Annotated in this window: 12 protein-coding genes; 5 read left to right on the top strand and 7 right to left on the bottom strand. The window is 66.9% G+C overall.

Annotated features, from left to right (window positions below; genetic code table 11):
- Positions 1-88 precede the first annotated feature (88 nt).
- Positions 89-526 (top strand): hypothetical protein, encoded by a 438-nt coding sequence (locus ACOOGH_RS03095; RefSeq protein WP_420447519.1) that lies wholly within the window; start codon positions 89-91, stop codon positions 524-526.
- Positions 527-837: 311 nt separating this feature from the next.
- Here the strand turns inward: ACOOGH_RS03095 and ACOOGH_RS03090 are convergent, their stop codons facing one another.
- From ACOOGH_RS03090 to ACOOGH_RS03075, 4 genes are all read right to left on the bottom strand, one after another.
- Positions 838-3,516 (bottom strand): efflux RND transporter permease subunit, encoded by a 2,679-nt coding sequence (locus ACOOGH_RS03090; protein WP_420447518.1) that lies wholly within the window; start codon positions 3,514-3,516, stop codon positions 838-840.
- Positions 3,517-3,597: 81 nt separating this feature from the next.
- Positions 3,598-4,422 (bottom strand): polyprenyl synthetase family protein, encoded by an 825-nt coding sequence (locus ACOOGH_RS03085; RefSeq protein ID WP_420447517.1) that lies wholly within the window; start codon positions 4,420-4,422, stop codon positions 3,598-3,600.
- 210 nt (positions 4,423-4,632) lie between these two features.
- A complete protein-coding gene (locus ACOOGH_RS03080; protein ID WP_420447516.1) occupies positions 4,633-7,032 on the bottom strand; it encodes a fatty acid desaturase in 2,400 nt (799 codons plus the stop codon).
- A gap of 109 nt (positions 7,033-7,141) precedes the next feature.
- On the bottom strand, positions 7,142-7,957 hold the full coding sequence (locus ACOOGH_RS03075; protein WP_420450052.1) for a choice-of-anchor B family protein: 816 nt from the start codon (positions 7,955-7,957) through the stop codon (positions 7,142-7,144).
- 315 nt (positions 7,958-8,272) lie between these two features.
- On the opposite strand from ACOOGH_RS03075, the gene ACOOGH_RS03070 reads away from it, so the two are divergent.
- From ACOOGH_RS03070 to ACOOGH_RS03055, 4 genes are all read left to right on the top strand, one after another.
- A complete protein-coding gene (locus ACOOGH_RS03070) occupies positions 8,273-9,235 on the top strand; it encodes a hypothetical protein (protein WP_420447515.1) in 963 nt (320 codons plus the stop codon).
- A 537-nt stretch (positions 9,236-9,772) separates the two neighbouring features.
- Positions 9,773-10,171: a hypothetical protein gene (locus ACOOGH_RS03065; RefSeq protein ID WP_420447514.1), complete on the top strand. Its 399-nt coding sequence runs from the start codon at positions 9,773-9,775 to the stop codon at positions 10,169-10,171.
- A complete protein-coding gene (locus ACOOGH_RS03060) occupies positions 10,168-10,419 on the top strand; it encodes a hypothetical protein (RefSeq protein WP_420447513.1) in 252 nt (83 codons plus the stop codon). The genes ACOOGH_RS03065 and ACOOGH_RS03060 overlap by 4 nt, the downstream gene beginning before the upstream one ends.
- Positions 10,420-10,743: 324 nt before the next feature.
- The gene (locus ACOOGH_RS03055; RefSeq protein ID WP_420447512.1) at positions 10,744-11,904 is read left to right on the top strand and encodes a tyrosine-type recombinase/integrase; all 1,161 of its coding nucleotides are present in this window, start codon (positions 10,744-10,746) and stop codon (positions 11,902-11,904) included.
- A 61-nt stretch (positions 11,905-11,965) separates the two neighbouring features.
- On the opposite strand, the gene ACOOGH_RS03050 is transcribed toward ACOOGH_RS03055, so the two are convergent.
- The 3 genes from ACOOGH_RS03050 to trpD all read right to left on the bottom strand — a co-directional run bounded on the left by ACOOGH_RS03050 (position 11,966) and on the right by trpD (position 14,432).
- Positions 11,966-12,346, bottom strand: coding sequence for a hypothetical protein (locus tag ACOOGH_RS03050; protein WP_420447511.1), 381 nt, complete (start codon positions 12,344-12,346; stop codon positions 11,966-11,968).
- A 210-nt stretch (positions 12,347-12,556) separates the two neighbouring features.
- Complete coding sequence (locus ACOOGH_RS03045) at positions 12,557-13,312, bottom strand: hypothetical protein (RefSeq protein ID WP_420447510.1); 756 nt, start codon at positions 13,310-13,312, stop codon at positions 12,557-12,559.
- 106 nt (positions 13,313-13,418) lie between these two features.
- Complete coding sequence (gene trpD / locus ACOOGH_RS03040) at positions 13,419-14,432, bottom strand: anthranilate phosphoribosyltransferase (protein ID WP_420447509.1); 1,014 nt, start codon at positions 14,430-14,432, stop codon at positions 13,419-13,421.
- Positions 14,433-14,466 lie beyond the last annotated feature (34 nt).

Raw genomic sequence — 14,466 nt, 5'->3', positions numbered from 1 at the left:
GGATAGGTGTCCGTCAAAGCGGGGCAACTCCAGTCGTCGGTGAGCGCCAGCGTGGCCTGAGGTCACGAAGTTGGGGGAGGTGTTGAAAATGAGTGCCATACTCTGGTCGGGAGACCGCCTAATTCAGCACTTGGGCGGCCACGAAGAGGAGTTGGGGTGTATCGGCTTTGATGAAGCGTTGAAGACATATGTCTTGTGGCTCAAGGACGACTCTGGAGTGGCCGGGAATGCCGGCGTGTACGTTCGAGCTGACGAGTACCCCACGCTGGCGGAGGCCAAGGCCAAGGCTGCCGGTGCCCCAGCCGCGGTCATGTCGCACCTCAACTGGACTCATGGCGTCAGCGCCCGCAAGGATGGACTTCGGGCGCTCCTTAACCGGTTAGTTGCCACGGTCAAGGGCTTAGCAAACAGGGATGCACAAGGAATCGTCACGCACGGGATCGACGAATGCGTGCGCCGGTTGGCTGAATTGGTCAAGACTCTTCTTCGGCTAGCCATCCAAGGCCTCTCGCAACTCGCGCTCTGAAGGCGCTTCCCCGTAGTTGCCACGGTTGCGATGGCCTCTCAGAAACATGCGCACTTTGCGGCGAGCCGCAAGGGTTTGACCAGAGGATCGAGAGAGGAGGCCTGCCAGAGTTCGCCGGACATGGACCAACTGGGGAGCCCCCATGTGGGATGCCACGCAACGGGGCTAACGGAGAAGTCCAGATTCCCGCCATCGGACCCCGTTTTTCCTGCTATCTCGACACGGTAGTATCTGATTTAGGCCGACAGCAGGAGTTGCAGATCGTGCAGTCCTGGTTCGACTTACGTGATCTCCTGCCGTGATGTTGGCCGTTAGCAATCCGCCAGCGCGGCATTGACGGTGTCCTGCTGTTTGCGCTCTCCGCCGAATGCGTAGGTGAAGTCCGTATCCCGCGCTTCAAGCGGCGCGAGGAGGTCACGCTCGAGGCGGTCATCCACCTGACGGCCGGTCGTGGTCACCGCGTCGACGTCCGCCGTGACTGTAACGGCCCGGCGTCCGTCCAGCCGGTGGATGGCGGATGCGGGCCGCGCGACGTAAGCCGAGGCGATCTGGCCCAGTGCCACATCGCCGCCCCCCGGCGTCCGCACCATATACCTCTCGACATCTACGGCGGAATTCCGCTCCTCTTCCGGGAGCCGCACGTAGACCCGCACGTCCTCGCGACCCCGGGGGACCCTGACCGCTTCGACGCCGAAGAACGCGGCTCGTACCTGGCCGGCGAAGTCGGCGACCGTCAACTGGAGCGATCGGCCCATCGGCTCGAGTTGCAGCCGCAACTCGTCGGATCCTTCATCCAAATTGCTCCGAACGTCGAAGACGCCATCGACGGCGCCGACTTCCGCGGCCACCTCCTCGGCGATCGCACGTAGCCGATCCGGATCGGGATGGGAGAGATCGTAGTGGACGGGGAGGTCGCCACCGGCGATGCTGCTCGTCATCGACACCGCCTTCGCCTCGGGGATCGTGCCCATCTCCTCCCGCCATGCGCGCTGGAACGCGGACGCCGCGATGTCGTGGCGTTCCCAGTCGATGAGCTTGAACTGGACCGTGGCGACGTGACTGCGAGGGGGACGAAACGCGTCGCCGGACAGTGGATCGAAGAGTTCGGCCCGCTGCCCTAGCGTGACGGCAACATTGACCTCGAGCGGGAGAGCGCTCGATGCGGTTCCCCGCTCCGCGGCAATGCGGGCCACGGCCCGATGACCAGCCGCTTCCACGCGGTCCGCCACCCCGCCCGTCAGCTCTGTCGGCGCCCCCGTGGGCAGCTCCAGATCCGTGGAGACGATGTCGCCTTCCAGGGGGACGTTGAATCGGTTCGGGACGATGCCGGAGACGACGAGGGTCGACGCGATGGCGAGCAGACCTGCGGCCGAGGCGAGCACGACGAGCGGCTGCTCCGTGGCCAGACGCAAGCCGCGGTCGAAGGGTCCGTCGGCGATACGCTTCAGCAGGCGGTCCACGCGTCCCCGGATCCCGCTCAGGAGTTCAGCGGTTCGGTGGCGAGCCGGCTGGCCGGGGGCGGGGAGATGGGCGAGATGGTTCGGAAGGACCAGTAGCGACTCGAGGAGCGAAATAAACAGGACGCAGATGACGACGATGGGGACGACGCGGACCAGTTTTCCCTGGGCGCCCGGGACCGTCAGGAGGGTCGAGAACGCAACGATCGTCGTGAGGACCGAGAAGATGACGGGGCCGCTGACCTGCTTTGTGCCCCGTATCGCCGCCGTCAGCCCGCCGGTGCCCTTCTCCCGCTCCGAGTAGACGCTTTCCCCCACGACGATCGCATCATCCACGACGATCCCCATGGCGAGGATGAGGCCCATCATGGAGAACATGTTGATCGACATGCCCGCGAAGCCCATCACGAGGAACGTCCCCGTGAACGAGACGGCCAGACCCACGGAAACCCATAGCGCAAGCCGGATCTCCAGAAACAGTGCCAGGGCGAGGAAGACCAGCAGGAGCCCGAACAGCCCGTTCTTCACCATCAGCCGCAGCCGACCGCCCACCAGGGAGGAGTCGTCGCTCCAGATTTCGAGGTCCACGCCGGCGGGCAGATCTGGCCGGACCTCGGCCACCCAGGCCCGCACCGCCTCGCCGATGTCGAGCAAGTGTTCGTCGGACGTGCGGTACACTTCGACGCGGGCCGCGGGGCGTCCGTTGTAGCGAATGGAGAGATCTGTGTCCGCAAAGCCGTCGCGCACCGTGGCGATGTCGCCTAGCCGCACCAGCGTCCCGTCCGTGCGGCTCAGCACGACGATGTCCTCGAAGTCGACCTGGTCGTAGTTCCGTCCCACGGTTCGGACGGAGAACTCCTCCTCCGGACTGGATATCCGGCCGGCCGAGAACTCCAGCGACCCCTGCTGCACCGTCCCCGCGATGTCCTCGAGGGTAAGGCCCAGCGAGCGAAGGGTCGACTGGGGAAGCTCGATCGATACTTCGTATGGACGAATCCCGCTCGTGCCGGCGAGCGACACCTCGGGAAGGGCCGAGATTCCCTCTTCGACCTCGGTCGCCATCTCCTTGAGCGCGCGCTCCGGGACGTCGCCGTGCACGATCAGGCGCATCACGCTCTGACGGCTGGTCAGCTCCCGCACTTCGGGCCGCTCCACGGCGGCGGGGAACGGGATGCGGTCCACCGCGGCCCTCACGTTGTTGACCGCGCGGCTTATGTCTGTCCCCACCTTGAATTCGGCCATCACCAGGCCGAGCCCGGCGGAGGCGGTCGCCGCCACGCGGTCCAATCCGTCCACGCTCCGGATCTGTTCCTCGATCGGACGCAGAATGGACTCCTCGACTTCCTCCGCGGTGGCGCCCGGGTAGGGCACGATGACCTGAACGCGATCCAGCGAGGAGTCGGGGATCACCTCCTGCACGAGCCCGAAGGCTGCGTACAGGCCGCCGAACAGCAGAAACAGCATCACGGCGGTGGCCGCCGTGTCGTTCGCCGCCATCCAGGCGACCGGGCCGCGTCCGGCGCCGCGGCGCACGCTAGCTACCCGTGGATTTCAGGAAGGAGGCTCGCGGGGCCGACGAGCGGAAGGTCAGGTAGTCCCGGGCCTTCGTGACGGTTATGGCAGCAACCCGTACAGGCGACGCACCAGACCCGCCAGGACCCAGCCGTCCGGCCCGAACGGCTCGATTTGGCGTACCGCCTCGTCCAGCAACTGGTGGATGCGACCACGCGCCTGTTTCCGCGAAAGCACATGCAGGATCGAGCACTCACCCAGATCCTCATCAAGCATGTCGTCCACCACCTGGAAGGCAAGGCCGTAGGCGCGTCCAAAAGGGTCCAGGCGGCCAAGCTGCTCGCCCACAAGTCCCCCGGCGACACCGCCGCCCCAGACCGAAAAGCGGAAGAGCGCGGCGGTCTTGCGCAAATGGATGAACTCGATGTGCTCCAGGCTTGTCTCGGCGGGGGTGAATGCAAGGTCATCGATTTGTCCGCCGATCACACCCTGGGGTCCGATGGTGCGAGTCAGACACGCCCCTACAGCGACACTTGCCGATGGGTCGGACAGCCGCGTGCATTGCGCAAACGCCTCGGCCAGGAGGGCGCTGGCGGCCAGCACGGCCGTAGCGGGGTCGAAGGCGACGTGCACCGCCGGCTGTCCCCGGCGCACGGCGTTGTCGTCCTGGGACGGCAGGTCATCGAGCGCGAGCGAGCAGGCGTGAACCAGTTCCACCGCGCTCGCAACGGGCATGGCCTCTTCGGGATCCACTCCCGCCGCTACGGCAGCGCCGAGTGTCAGCGCCGGACGCAGGCGCTTACCTCCCGGGAACACGGCGTGACGCATGGCCCGGTGAAGGTCTGCGGGGTGCTGCGTCGCCGCTGGCAGCACGGCGTCGAGGCTGGAATCGACGCGCTTCCGGCTCGCCGCCAGGAACCCGTCCAACGCGAACGGGCCGCCCGCCTCCCCCTCTCGTTCGTCCGCGCTCGCGAGCACGCCGGTTGGGGCATGAGGTCCCTGGCTATGCAACGCCTGTCGACTCCTGCCGGGCCAGCCTGCCGGGCCAGCCTGACGAGCCGGGCCATGTGCGCGGGGCGTCGCGGAACGTCGAGATCCGTCGATCCTCAGCTACGCGTTGCTTCAGGGCGGCTTGGTTCATGTGCAAAGCGCGTCGATGTGGGCGGCAGTGCGGGACGCTGTATCGCGAATCGTCGCGGGCAGCGTATCGAAATCGTCCAGCCCGCAGGCTTCGGCAATCGCGGCCTTCACGGTGGAAGTCGCCGTGTCGGGCGCGAACTCATCTGCGGCGATAAGCCGTAGCGAGCCATCGAGATTCCGCCACAGTCCTGCCGCCGCCGCCAGCCGCTCGGCGTCACCCTCGGCGATCAACCCGCGCCTGCTTGCCGCCCGGAAAGCGGCGCCCGCGTCGTATTCCGGCAGCTCCGGCGCATGACCGTTGGGAGTCACATGTAGGTATAGGGCGGCGCGCTCGATGTCTCCAAGACCGCCGCGCATCCCGGCAATCGACGTGAGATCCGGTTCGACGCCGCGCTCTCCGGCGTCGCGCAACTCGGCCAGCAACAGCTCGCGGGCGGCTTCCTGGCCCAACGCATCCCGCAGCGCCTGCTCGACGCGTTCCCCGACCGCCGCGTCGCCGGACACGAACGCGCAGCGCGCCCGGGCGAGGGCCAGAAGCTCGGCGCCTGAACCGGGGTTCCGGAGGTTTTCCGCGAACGCGTCGAAGGAATGGAACTCGTCCAGCGCGCCGCGCGGGAGGGGGGCGAGCAGCAGGTTGTTGCGCGACAGCGCACGGAGCGCCTTCCGGAAGCGGCGGCACAGCGCCTCGTGGTACTTGGCCGGTCCGCCTTCGTACACGAACCGGACATCGAGCACCTCCCCCGGCATCGCCTCGCCGTTCGTCAGGAGCCCCGGAACAACGACCGCCACTCCGCCGCTGGCGCGCGGCCGACCCCGGTCGGCGAAGTCCTCCTCCACCGCGGCCAGCACCGTGGCGATGGAGGCTTGGGCGACGCGAGACAGCGTCGTGCCCGCCTCGGCGATCGACAGGCTGCCACGCATCACGTGCACGGCGATCTGGAAGACCTTTCCGTTCGACCACTCCAGCGCCGCCTCGACCGCCTCGCCGGCGTCCTGCACGTGGATGTCGTCGAGCTGGGCCTTCATCTCGGGGAGGTCCAGTTCGTGCGTCCAGTAAAGGCGCGCCAGCCCGCAGCGCGCGATGGCCTCGAACTCGGGATCCGGCCCGATTCCGTCCGGCAGCTCCAGATCCGTGAATTCCCGATCCCGCAACCTGTCCAGCAGGGCCGGGGAGCGGTTGATCCACTCGGCCAGCCGCGGGGCGGAGGCATGGATCTCCGTGATGGCATCGAACGCGTCCGGGCGCTCCGCGAACGCCCGGCTGTCGTAGGCGCTCCAGTCGTCGATCTCGGGATAGAACTGCGCGCGCTGTCGATCGAGCAGCGGATGGATGGTCTCGAACCACCGCTTCGGGAACATGGCGAGAGAGTTCATCTGGATGTAGCTGCCCGGCAGCTGCGGCGAGACTTCCTCGCCATGATGCTGCAGGAGCGGATAGCGCCGGTTGGACGTGTGATGGTCCGCGTGCCGCTGCATGTTGTAGTACAGCCAGTTGGTGAACTTGTATGCGGCGCTCCAGGCGTGCCTCGGTTTCACCGGCTCGTACCTGCCCGTGGGCATGCGGATGCGTCTTAGTCCATAGTGCTGCACGTAGTTGCTGACCTTCATCGAGAAGACGACGCTGCCGCACAGGATGAGGTAGATCAGCAGGGCCCAGGGGCCGCCCCACCAGACGAGAAGGCCGTACCAGAAGACGATTTGCACGGTGTAGCGCCAGAACGCATTCGTGTGGTGCCACGGCGGCAGATGGCGGCGCCTCAGTCGGCGCAGTTCGAACCGCCAGGCGCCCAGGAGGTTGTTCCGGATCTCCGGGAGCAGGTACTGCCAGAAGCCAACGCCCTTCGGCGCGGACCCGGGGTCCAAGGGCGTACACACGCGGGGATGATGGATGTAGACGTGTTCGGTCGCGTAGTGCGGGTAGGACGAGGAAGCCAGCAGGAACTCGCCGAGCCGACGCTCCCAGAGAACGCGCCGGTGGACCAGTTCGTGGCCCACGATGAAGACCGTCTGGCCCACGAGCGTGAGAATGGCGGCCATGCACCCGACTTCCCACAGGGCCAGATGACCGGAGACCAACACCTGCCAGAGCGAGAATACGAACGTCACCGGCCAGAACACGCCCCACAGCCAGAGCGAGAGCTTGTACAGGAACAGCTGGCTTTCGTGGGTCGTGGCCGGATCCATGTTCCGCTCTTCCAGGCCGAACAACCTGTCGAAGCGGTCCGCAAGCGTGAAGAAGACCAGCGGACCCGCAAGCCACCAGCCGCCGTACACGGCGGCGCAGACGACGAGCGGGAAGATCGCGAGGGGAGCGAAGTGCGGCAGCGCGTTCGAGACCGAAGGCTCGACGACGCGACTGCCCATGGCGATGGTCGCGTCGGAACTGTGTGCTTCCATCCTGGATATCCTCCGACGTGGTGATTCGCTGCCGGTAGACGCCCGCTTCCAGTCTACACCTATTCGGCGCTCCTCCGCCGGTCAAACCGCAGCCCACGTAACGGCATCATTACGGAACGAGGACGCGTTCGCGCTTTCTGAGCAGGAAGAGGCCCTCGTTCCAGCTCGAGATCGCGATCACGCCGCTCTCGAAGTACGGATAGTTGCTCCACGTGCCGCCGAAGGCCGTCGCGTCGTCGTCCGTGGGGACGGTGTCGAAGAAGGCCACCTCGACAGGGTTTTCAGGGTCCCGGATGTCGAGGATCCTCAAGCCGCCCAGAAGGTTCGACTGGTAGAGGAAGTCGCCCCGCACGTACTGGTTGTGGTCGATCGAGCGCGTCTCGGCGAAATACTCGGTCGCCAGCACCGGGTCGTCGAGTTCCACCACGTCCCACACGAGCGTCCGCGTATTGGAGACGGTACCCCCCTCCTCGTCGAGTTCGTCGCCGAGGAAAAAGTAGCGGTGGTCCTCGGTGAGCCATCCCTGGTGGGCGGCGACGGCGCCGGGGTAGCCGGCGCTCGCGAGCGCGACGGGATTCTCCTTGTCGGTGATGTCGGAGATCCCGAGCGCATCGATCGACGCGTGGAAGCAGATCTCCCGGCCGACGTAGTCCTCGTCGGGTCCGTCGTAGATCACGCACTGGGCGTCGTGCGTGTAGCCGCCGCCGAGGAAGCCGCCGATGTCGGGGTCCGCGAAGCAGCCGGCGAAGCGGGGGTTCGCCGGATCGCGGATGTCGATCATGTGCAGACCGCCGCCGCACGCCTCGCCGCCGCCGCTGCTGCCGACGGCGTGCGCGAAGCCGGTCTCCTCGTTGATCACGATGTTGTGCGAGCTGAACACGCCGTCGTACACGGCCGTCTCCTCGAACTCGTGCCGCCGTTGAATGCGGCCGTGACTCTACGGCCCTGACAGCCAGTCGTGCCGGCAGCCATCACCTCGCACATTACTGATGACCCGAACGCCTCCTCGGGATCGAGAAGATGGAGGAGGTCCTGCGGTCGGTGCGTGGGTCCTTCTCCTGAGGCCGTGGGCACCCGGGGGAGGACCAGCAGGCGGCATTGGAACAGCCGCTGGGGGCCGTGACCGATGGCCCGGATACATTCCGAGACATCCGGAGACTTCGCGAGGCATTGTAACGCTTCCTTCGGGTTGACTTGCCAGCGAACGTTTGCACACGGTTTCTGGCATGGAGAGGCCGAAGTGGCAGTTCAATCCGGTAGCGAGCGGAGCGGTCTGAGCGAACGTGCGAAGGCGCTGGAGCCTTTTGGCTGGGCCGGCCGCCGCGCCGAGTGGATCGGCTTGGCCTGCTTCCACGGCGGCGTGTTCACGCGGGCTCAGTGGACGAGCTTCCTCGGGTGCCACCACGAAAAGGTCGGTCGCGCCGTCCGCAAGCTCGTCGCCCAGGGCGTGGCCGTCGAGGAGAAGCCACCCGGCATCAACGGCATCGGTCGGATCTGCCGGATCCACGGACGCAGGATCTACAAGGCGCTTGGTGCCGGGGACCACCGCCGCCGCCGGATCACGTCGCCGGAAGTGATGATGCGCCGCTTGCTCGCGCTCGACTACGTGCTCGAACATCCCGGCGTGCCCTGGCTGCCGACCGAGGCCGAGAGGGTCGCCGCCTTCGAAGCGCTCGGGATCGAGCGGGGGCTTCTTCCCCAACGCGTCTACCGGGGCGCGCTCGGGGGCCTCCGGCGCTTCTTCCCGCTCGGGCTTCCCATCGCGCTGGACGCGGAGCGCGCCGTCTTCGTCTACGCCGAGCCGGGCCACGAGACCGCGACGGCGCTCCGTTCGTGGGGCGCGAAGCATGGCGATCTCTGGAAGGCGCTTTGGGACCTGGGCCTCAAGATCGAAGTGGTGGCGGTCGCCCGGAGATGGAAGGAGTATGGTAGGACGAGCAGGGTGCTGACCAACTGGTCGCGGTATCCGCGCCCGTCCGAAATCGACGAGGAGACCCGGCGCGACCTCGCCCGTATCGAGCAGGCAATCCTCGGGGGGGATGTCCGGGTCCTCGACGAATACGGCGGCTTGCAGGCCGCCTTGAAGCGCGCCATCGCCCTTGAGAATCGGGCACGCGGGCGTGCGGGCCGAGGGCTGACGGAGCGTGTCGACACATGGATGACGGATCGGCTGGCGGGGGCTCGATTCTACTGGGAGAGATGATGTCTTTGGGCCGTACCGGAGGTGTGCAAGAGACAATGGGGGTCGATGCACATTTTGGCGCTCCCGTGATGCGCACCGACCGGCCTGCATATCCGATGGCGCGGCAAGGTCTTGCAGCTTCGCCGCGCGGTCGGCCGTGCCGAAGGAGCCGCTTGGGGCGTGGAGGGTAGCGACCCCAGGGGCACAGGTGCCCGGTTCGGGCGCGGGGCGGGGTTTGCTTGCGCACCCCCGCCCCCGCCCCCTTCTGGGGTCGCTACCCTCGGAATTATCCCTGCGGGAAGGCTGACATGAGCGCCGCCGTGCCTCCGGCGCGTGCGGCGCTCTTCGGGGCTGAAGTCGGCAAACCCCGGACGGCGGGCAGGTGTACGTAGTCGATCACCAGCGGTATTCAGGTGGCGGGCGGAGCACCTCGCAAACGCCAGCGAACATTGACCCTGCCCGACCACGCGTCGAGTATTCTCAAACTGAGCACAATTGCGACTCACGGCTCGTCCGCCTCCGTCGGGCGCGGACTTGCCACAGGAAAGGGTAACGGACATGGGCAGCTTGCATGATGCCGTCATGCAGCACGTGGAACGCGAACTGAGGGCGGACTCCGGCGTGAAGAACGCCGCCCTGTTCGCTGGTGCCCGCGAGATCGACGAGTCGGTAGAGGAACTCACGCTGCAACAGTTTCACGCCAAGTATCGGCTGCCGGCGACCCGGCGGATCGCGCCGCAAGAGCGGCCCGCACGGCAACCGAACGCGAACCCCGAGCCCGACCCCGCGCCCGCGGCACCCGGCGATGGTGCCGCCGTCATGGAGTTCGTGGAGCGGACGCTCGAAGTGGACCCCGATGTCTCGAACGCGGACCTGTTCGCCGGTGCCCGCGAGATCGACCCCCCGTCGCGGAACTCTCGGCCCGACAGTTCCACGCAAAGTACCCCCTCCAGGTGAAGGCGCGGCTGGCAAGGGCCGCCGCGCCCAAGCCCGAGACGCCACCGGAACCGGAGGTCCCAACGGCTGAGGAGCCCAACGCTGCGGATGCGCCGCTGATGGAGGCGGGCGACCCGGTTGCGGTTCGCCGCCTACTGCTCGATCTGGCCAAGGAGCTCGCGAACGCGGAGAGCCAGGCGGACACGATCGAGGTCATGGCCCGGCTGGATGACTATGTGGCCGAGATCATGGAGGCGGCACAGGGCTGAGTCGTCCGCGAACCTCGGCAGCCGGACATCGGCTTCGAGGACCGCGAGGGTGCGGCCGTGACGCCCACACGGATCGCGCAGCTCCAGCGTCCGGCCTTGGGGCGGTCCGGGGACGGACCATGTCGGGCGAGGCCGGCGTCCATGAAGGCGCACGGAATGTCGTTTGGGGGACCGGGGGATGGCTCCACGGTAACCCGCAGAAACCAACGGCCCCGTGGCGCGCCCGCCGCGAAAGCGGTCCGGGCCGCCAACTCTGGACGACGCGCCCGCGCGAGGCGAGGTTTCAAACACGCAGATCGTGCGGTCCATCATCGGAGGAATCGAATGATGGCACGCACGAAACGAAGTCGGCGCTCCTACGGCGCCGGAGAATGGGGCCGCAACCGGGTCAGGATCTTCCCTGACCCGAAGACCGGCATCTTCCAGATCGAGTGGCGAGAGAACGGGCGCAGGCGCACCCGGTCCCTCAAGCACCGAGACTGGGCGCGCGCGAAGAAGCAGGCGGATCAGTTCGCCGCCGGGTTCATCGACGCGCCCAACGGCAAGGCGGAAGCCGAGCCGGAGCCGCTCACCTTGGAACGGCTTTTTGACATCTACGGTGAGGAGGTGACGCCCACCAAGAGGCCGCCGTCCCAGCGATCCGACAGAGGCGCGATGGCGATGTTCCTCAAGTTCTTCGGCAGAGACCGAAGGCCCGATACCCTATCCCAGCGAGACTGGGACAGGTTCATCCGGGAGCGCCGGGCGGGCACGGTCGGTCCCAGTGGCAAGCCCGTGGGCAACCGGATGATCGAATGGGACCTGACGTTCCTCATGGCGGTCCTGAACTGGGCGTCGCGGTCGAGGGACGAGCAGGGCCGCCTGCTCCTCGACGGGAACCCGCTCAAGGGTCTCAGGAAGCCCGTCGAGAAGAACCCCACACGGGTCGTTCTCACGGAGGAGGAGTACCAAGCACTTCTGCAAGTGTCGCGGCGGGTCGATTGGCGCTTCCACGTCGCCCTCGTGCTAGCGCACGAAACCGGGCACCGGATCGGCGCGATTCGCAACCTCAGGTGGGCTGACATCGACCTCGACGGCGAAACGGTGCGGTGGCGCGCCAAGCACGAGAAGACGGGCTACGAGCACCGGACGCCCTTGACGCCCGAAGCCACCGCAGTCTTCGAGGAGGCGCGAAGGCGCAACCCAGCGAGCGGGGACGCGCCGGTCTTGCCCGCGACCAAGAATCCCTCGGAATGCCTGAGCTTCCCGCAAGCCCGCAACTGGTGGCAGCGGGCGGAGCGGCTCGCCGGGCTTGAGCCCAAGCGCGGCAGGGGCTGGCACTCACTGAGGCGGAAGTTTGCCAGCGACCTCATGGACCTGCCGCTCAAGGTGCTCTGCGAACTCGGAGGCTGGAAGGCGGCCAAGACCGTGCTCCGCTGTTACCAGCAGCCGGACGAGGCGCAACTCAGGCAGGCCATCCGGAGCCGCCGCAGGCCACAGGGCTGAAATCCAGTCGGCGGGAATCAAACAGCAGGAATTCGCCCCCGGAATCCCGCAACTTCAATGACTACAACAGATCCGCACGGGATAACACATGCTGGGCCAGCATCGTCGTCGCGCACGCGGCTTCGATCCGCGACTCGAGTTGGGTCTCCACGTCGGCGAACCAGACGAGGGCAGAGACCCGCACGTTGCTCAGGAGACGAGCGACGCCGGCATCGCGGTCCGTCACGAGGATGACGGGAACCCACGGCAGCGTCAGTTCGATTTCCGCCAGGAGGTCGATCCGCTCCGGCAGGAACGGTCTGCGGCAGGCGACGATCAGGCAGTCGGTGTCGTGATCGCCCGCCGTGAGGCCCCTCGCCGTATCCAGCACCTGGCCGGTACCGCCGATGGCCTGATTTATCCGCTCCGAGTCCCCGGGTGTATCCGCAAGAATCCGGATCATCGCACTGCATGCTTTCCGGGCTGCCCAGACCCCATTCATCCCTCCTCGCCGCAGGGACATCGCTCCCCGCCGCTGCGTGCCCGGCCACCGTCGAACGCCCGGGTCGGACGCCCTCCGTATCGCAGATAAAGCTCGGACGGCACTCGCTGGCGCGGAAGCACGCAAACGGGTGAATCCGTAGCAACTCAGGTCACTTGGGGGCGTAATCGATTATCGCAGCAGGGGCGCGAGTTGTTCCGCCACGAACGCCGGGAAAAGCTCGTCGGCAGTCATCCGCTCGAGTTCGCTGAGCGTGCGGCCCGGCCAGGTCTTCGACTTCCGGTTCAGCGTACCGCGATCAAAGCCGAGCAGCGCGCTGATCGTTTTCCAGTTCAAACCGGAGTCTCGGAGCTGATGGGCCCGCAGGATCACCAGAGCACCGAGGAACCGGTTGAACGTCGTGCGTCCTCTGGATCTCCTACGAAACTCCTGGAACAGCGTGACCGGTGAGCACCCGACCGCATCGGCCAACTCGCTCACGTTACGGACGGGGTCTCTTGCGGCCCGGCGCAAGCTGTGGGCCAATGCCCGGCGGAAGGCCGGCGGCAACACGGACTGCCGGACGGTCTCCGCCAGGTGCAGGAGTGGACCCGTATTGGAGGTGGTCTGAATTCGCGACCGGAGTTGCGTCCGTACGTCGGCGAACCAGACAAGCGCGGAGACGCGTACGCTGATCAGCAAACGGGCGATACCGACATCGCGTTCCGTCACCAGAATGACGGGAACCCATGGCAGCTTTCGTTCGACCTCCCCGAGGAGGTCGAGACGGTCTCCAAGGAGCCGTTTGCGGCAACCGACGATCAGGCAGGCAAGATCCGAGTCAACCGTGGTGAATTCGCTCGGGACCTCCACCACGTGACCGCCGCCGCCGATCGCCTGATTTATGCGCTCCGCATCCCGGGATGTATCCGCGAGGATCCGGATCATGTCTATATGTCTTTTCCAGGAGGCGCGGGGAAATCACCTGGCCGATCCTCCTCTATTGGTCGAACAGCGACCCTTGGCGTCGCCCCGGATCGACCGTGCGCTCAATTCACGCCGTCGCCCGAAACGATTGCAGGACCTCCAGTCGGCCCTTCGCTGCCCCGGAGTCAATCGACTGCTCCGCGGCGGCGACACCGCCGGCCAACGAGTCGACGATGCCGGCCACCCAGAAAGCCGCCGCTGCGTTGAGCGCGACGGCGGCGCGGCCGGCGCCGCCTTCCATACCGGAGAGTACCCGGCGCACGCGTTCGGCGTTCCTGGCCGGCTCGTGCCCCGCGAGATCGCGCGCGGCGTAGTCCGGCCAGTCGAAGTCGGAGGGCGCGACCTCAAACTCGGAGAGAGTCCCGGCCTCCACCTGGAACACGCGGGTTGGCCCAAGCGGACTCAACTCGTCCATGCCCGGCTCGCCGTGGACGACCAGCGCGCGTTCGTGGCCGAGTTCGAGGAGGGTATCGGCGACGAGGCGCTGCAGGTCCGGGTGCGCCACGCCGACCACCTGGCGCCGCACGCCCGCCGGGTTCGCCAGCGGACCGAGCAGATTCATGATCGTGGTGACGCCGAGCGCCGACCGCACAGGCCCCACATGCCGCATGGCGGGATGGTGGTCCGGCGCGAACATGAACACGAACCCCGTCTCCTCGAACATCCGCTTCTCGTCCTCGGGCGAGAGCTGAATGGGCACGCCGAGGGTCTCGAGCACATCGGCGCTGCCGCACTTGGAGGTGAACGACCGGTTGCCGTGTTTGGCGATGCGAACGCCGCCGGCCGCGGCGACGATGGCGGCCGCCGTCGAGATGTTGAACGTGGTCAGCGTCCCTCCGCCCGTTCCGCAGGTGTCGATGATGCGGTCGTCGTCGAGGGACAGCGGAATCATCGCCTTGCGCAGCGCGCGGACCCCTCCGGCGACTTCGGCGGGCGTCTCCCCGCGCATCCTGAGCGCCGTGAGGAGTGCGGCCATCTCGGCCGGCGTAGCGTCGCCGCTCATGAAGCGATCGAAGGCGGCCTCGGCGGCAGCCGCATCGAGCGTCTCTCCGGAGAGTACGCGCCGGATGGTATCGTTCACCTGGATTGCCCCCTGGCTTCTGCCTGGTTTCCCC

Origin of the sequence: Candidatus Palauibacter sp. (assembly GCF_965213655.1) — a bacterium.
GTDB lineage: Bacteria > Gemmatimonadota > Gemmatimonadetes > Palauibacterales > Palauibacteraceae > Palauibacter.
Note: the sequence above shows the minus strand (reverse complement) of the source record. Positions and strands in the feature narration are given on the sequence as shown.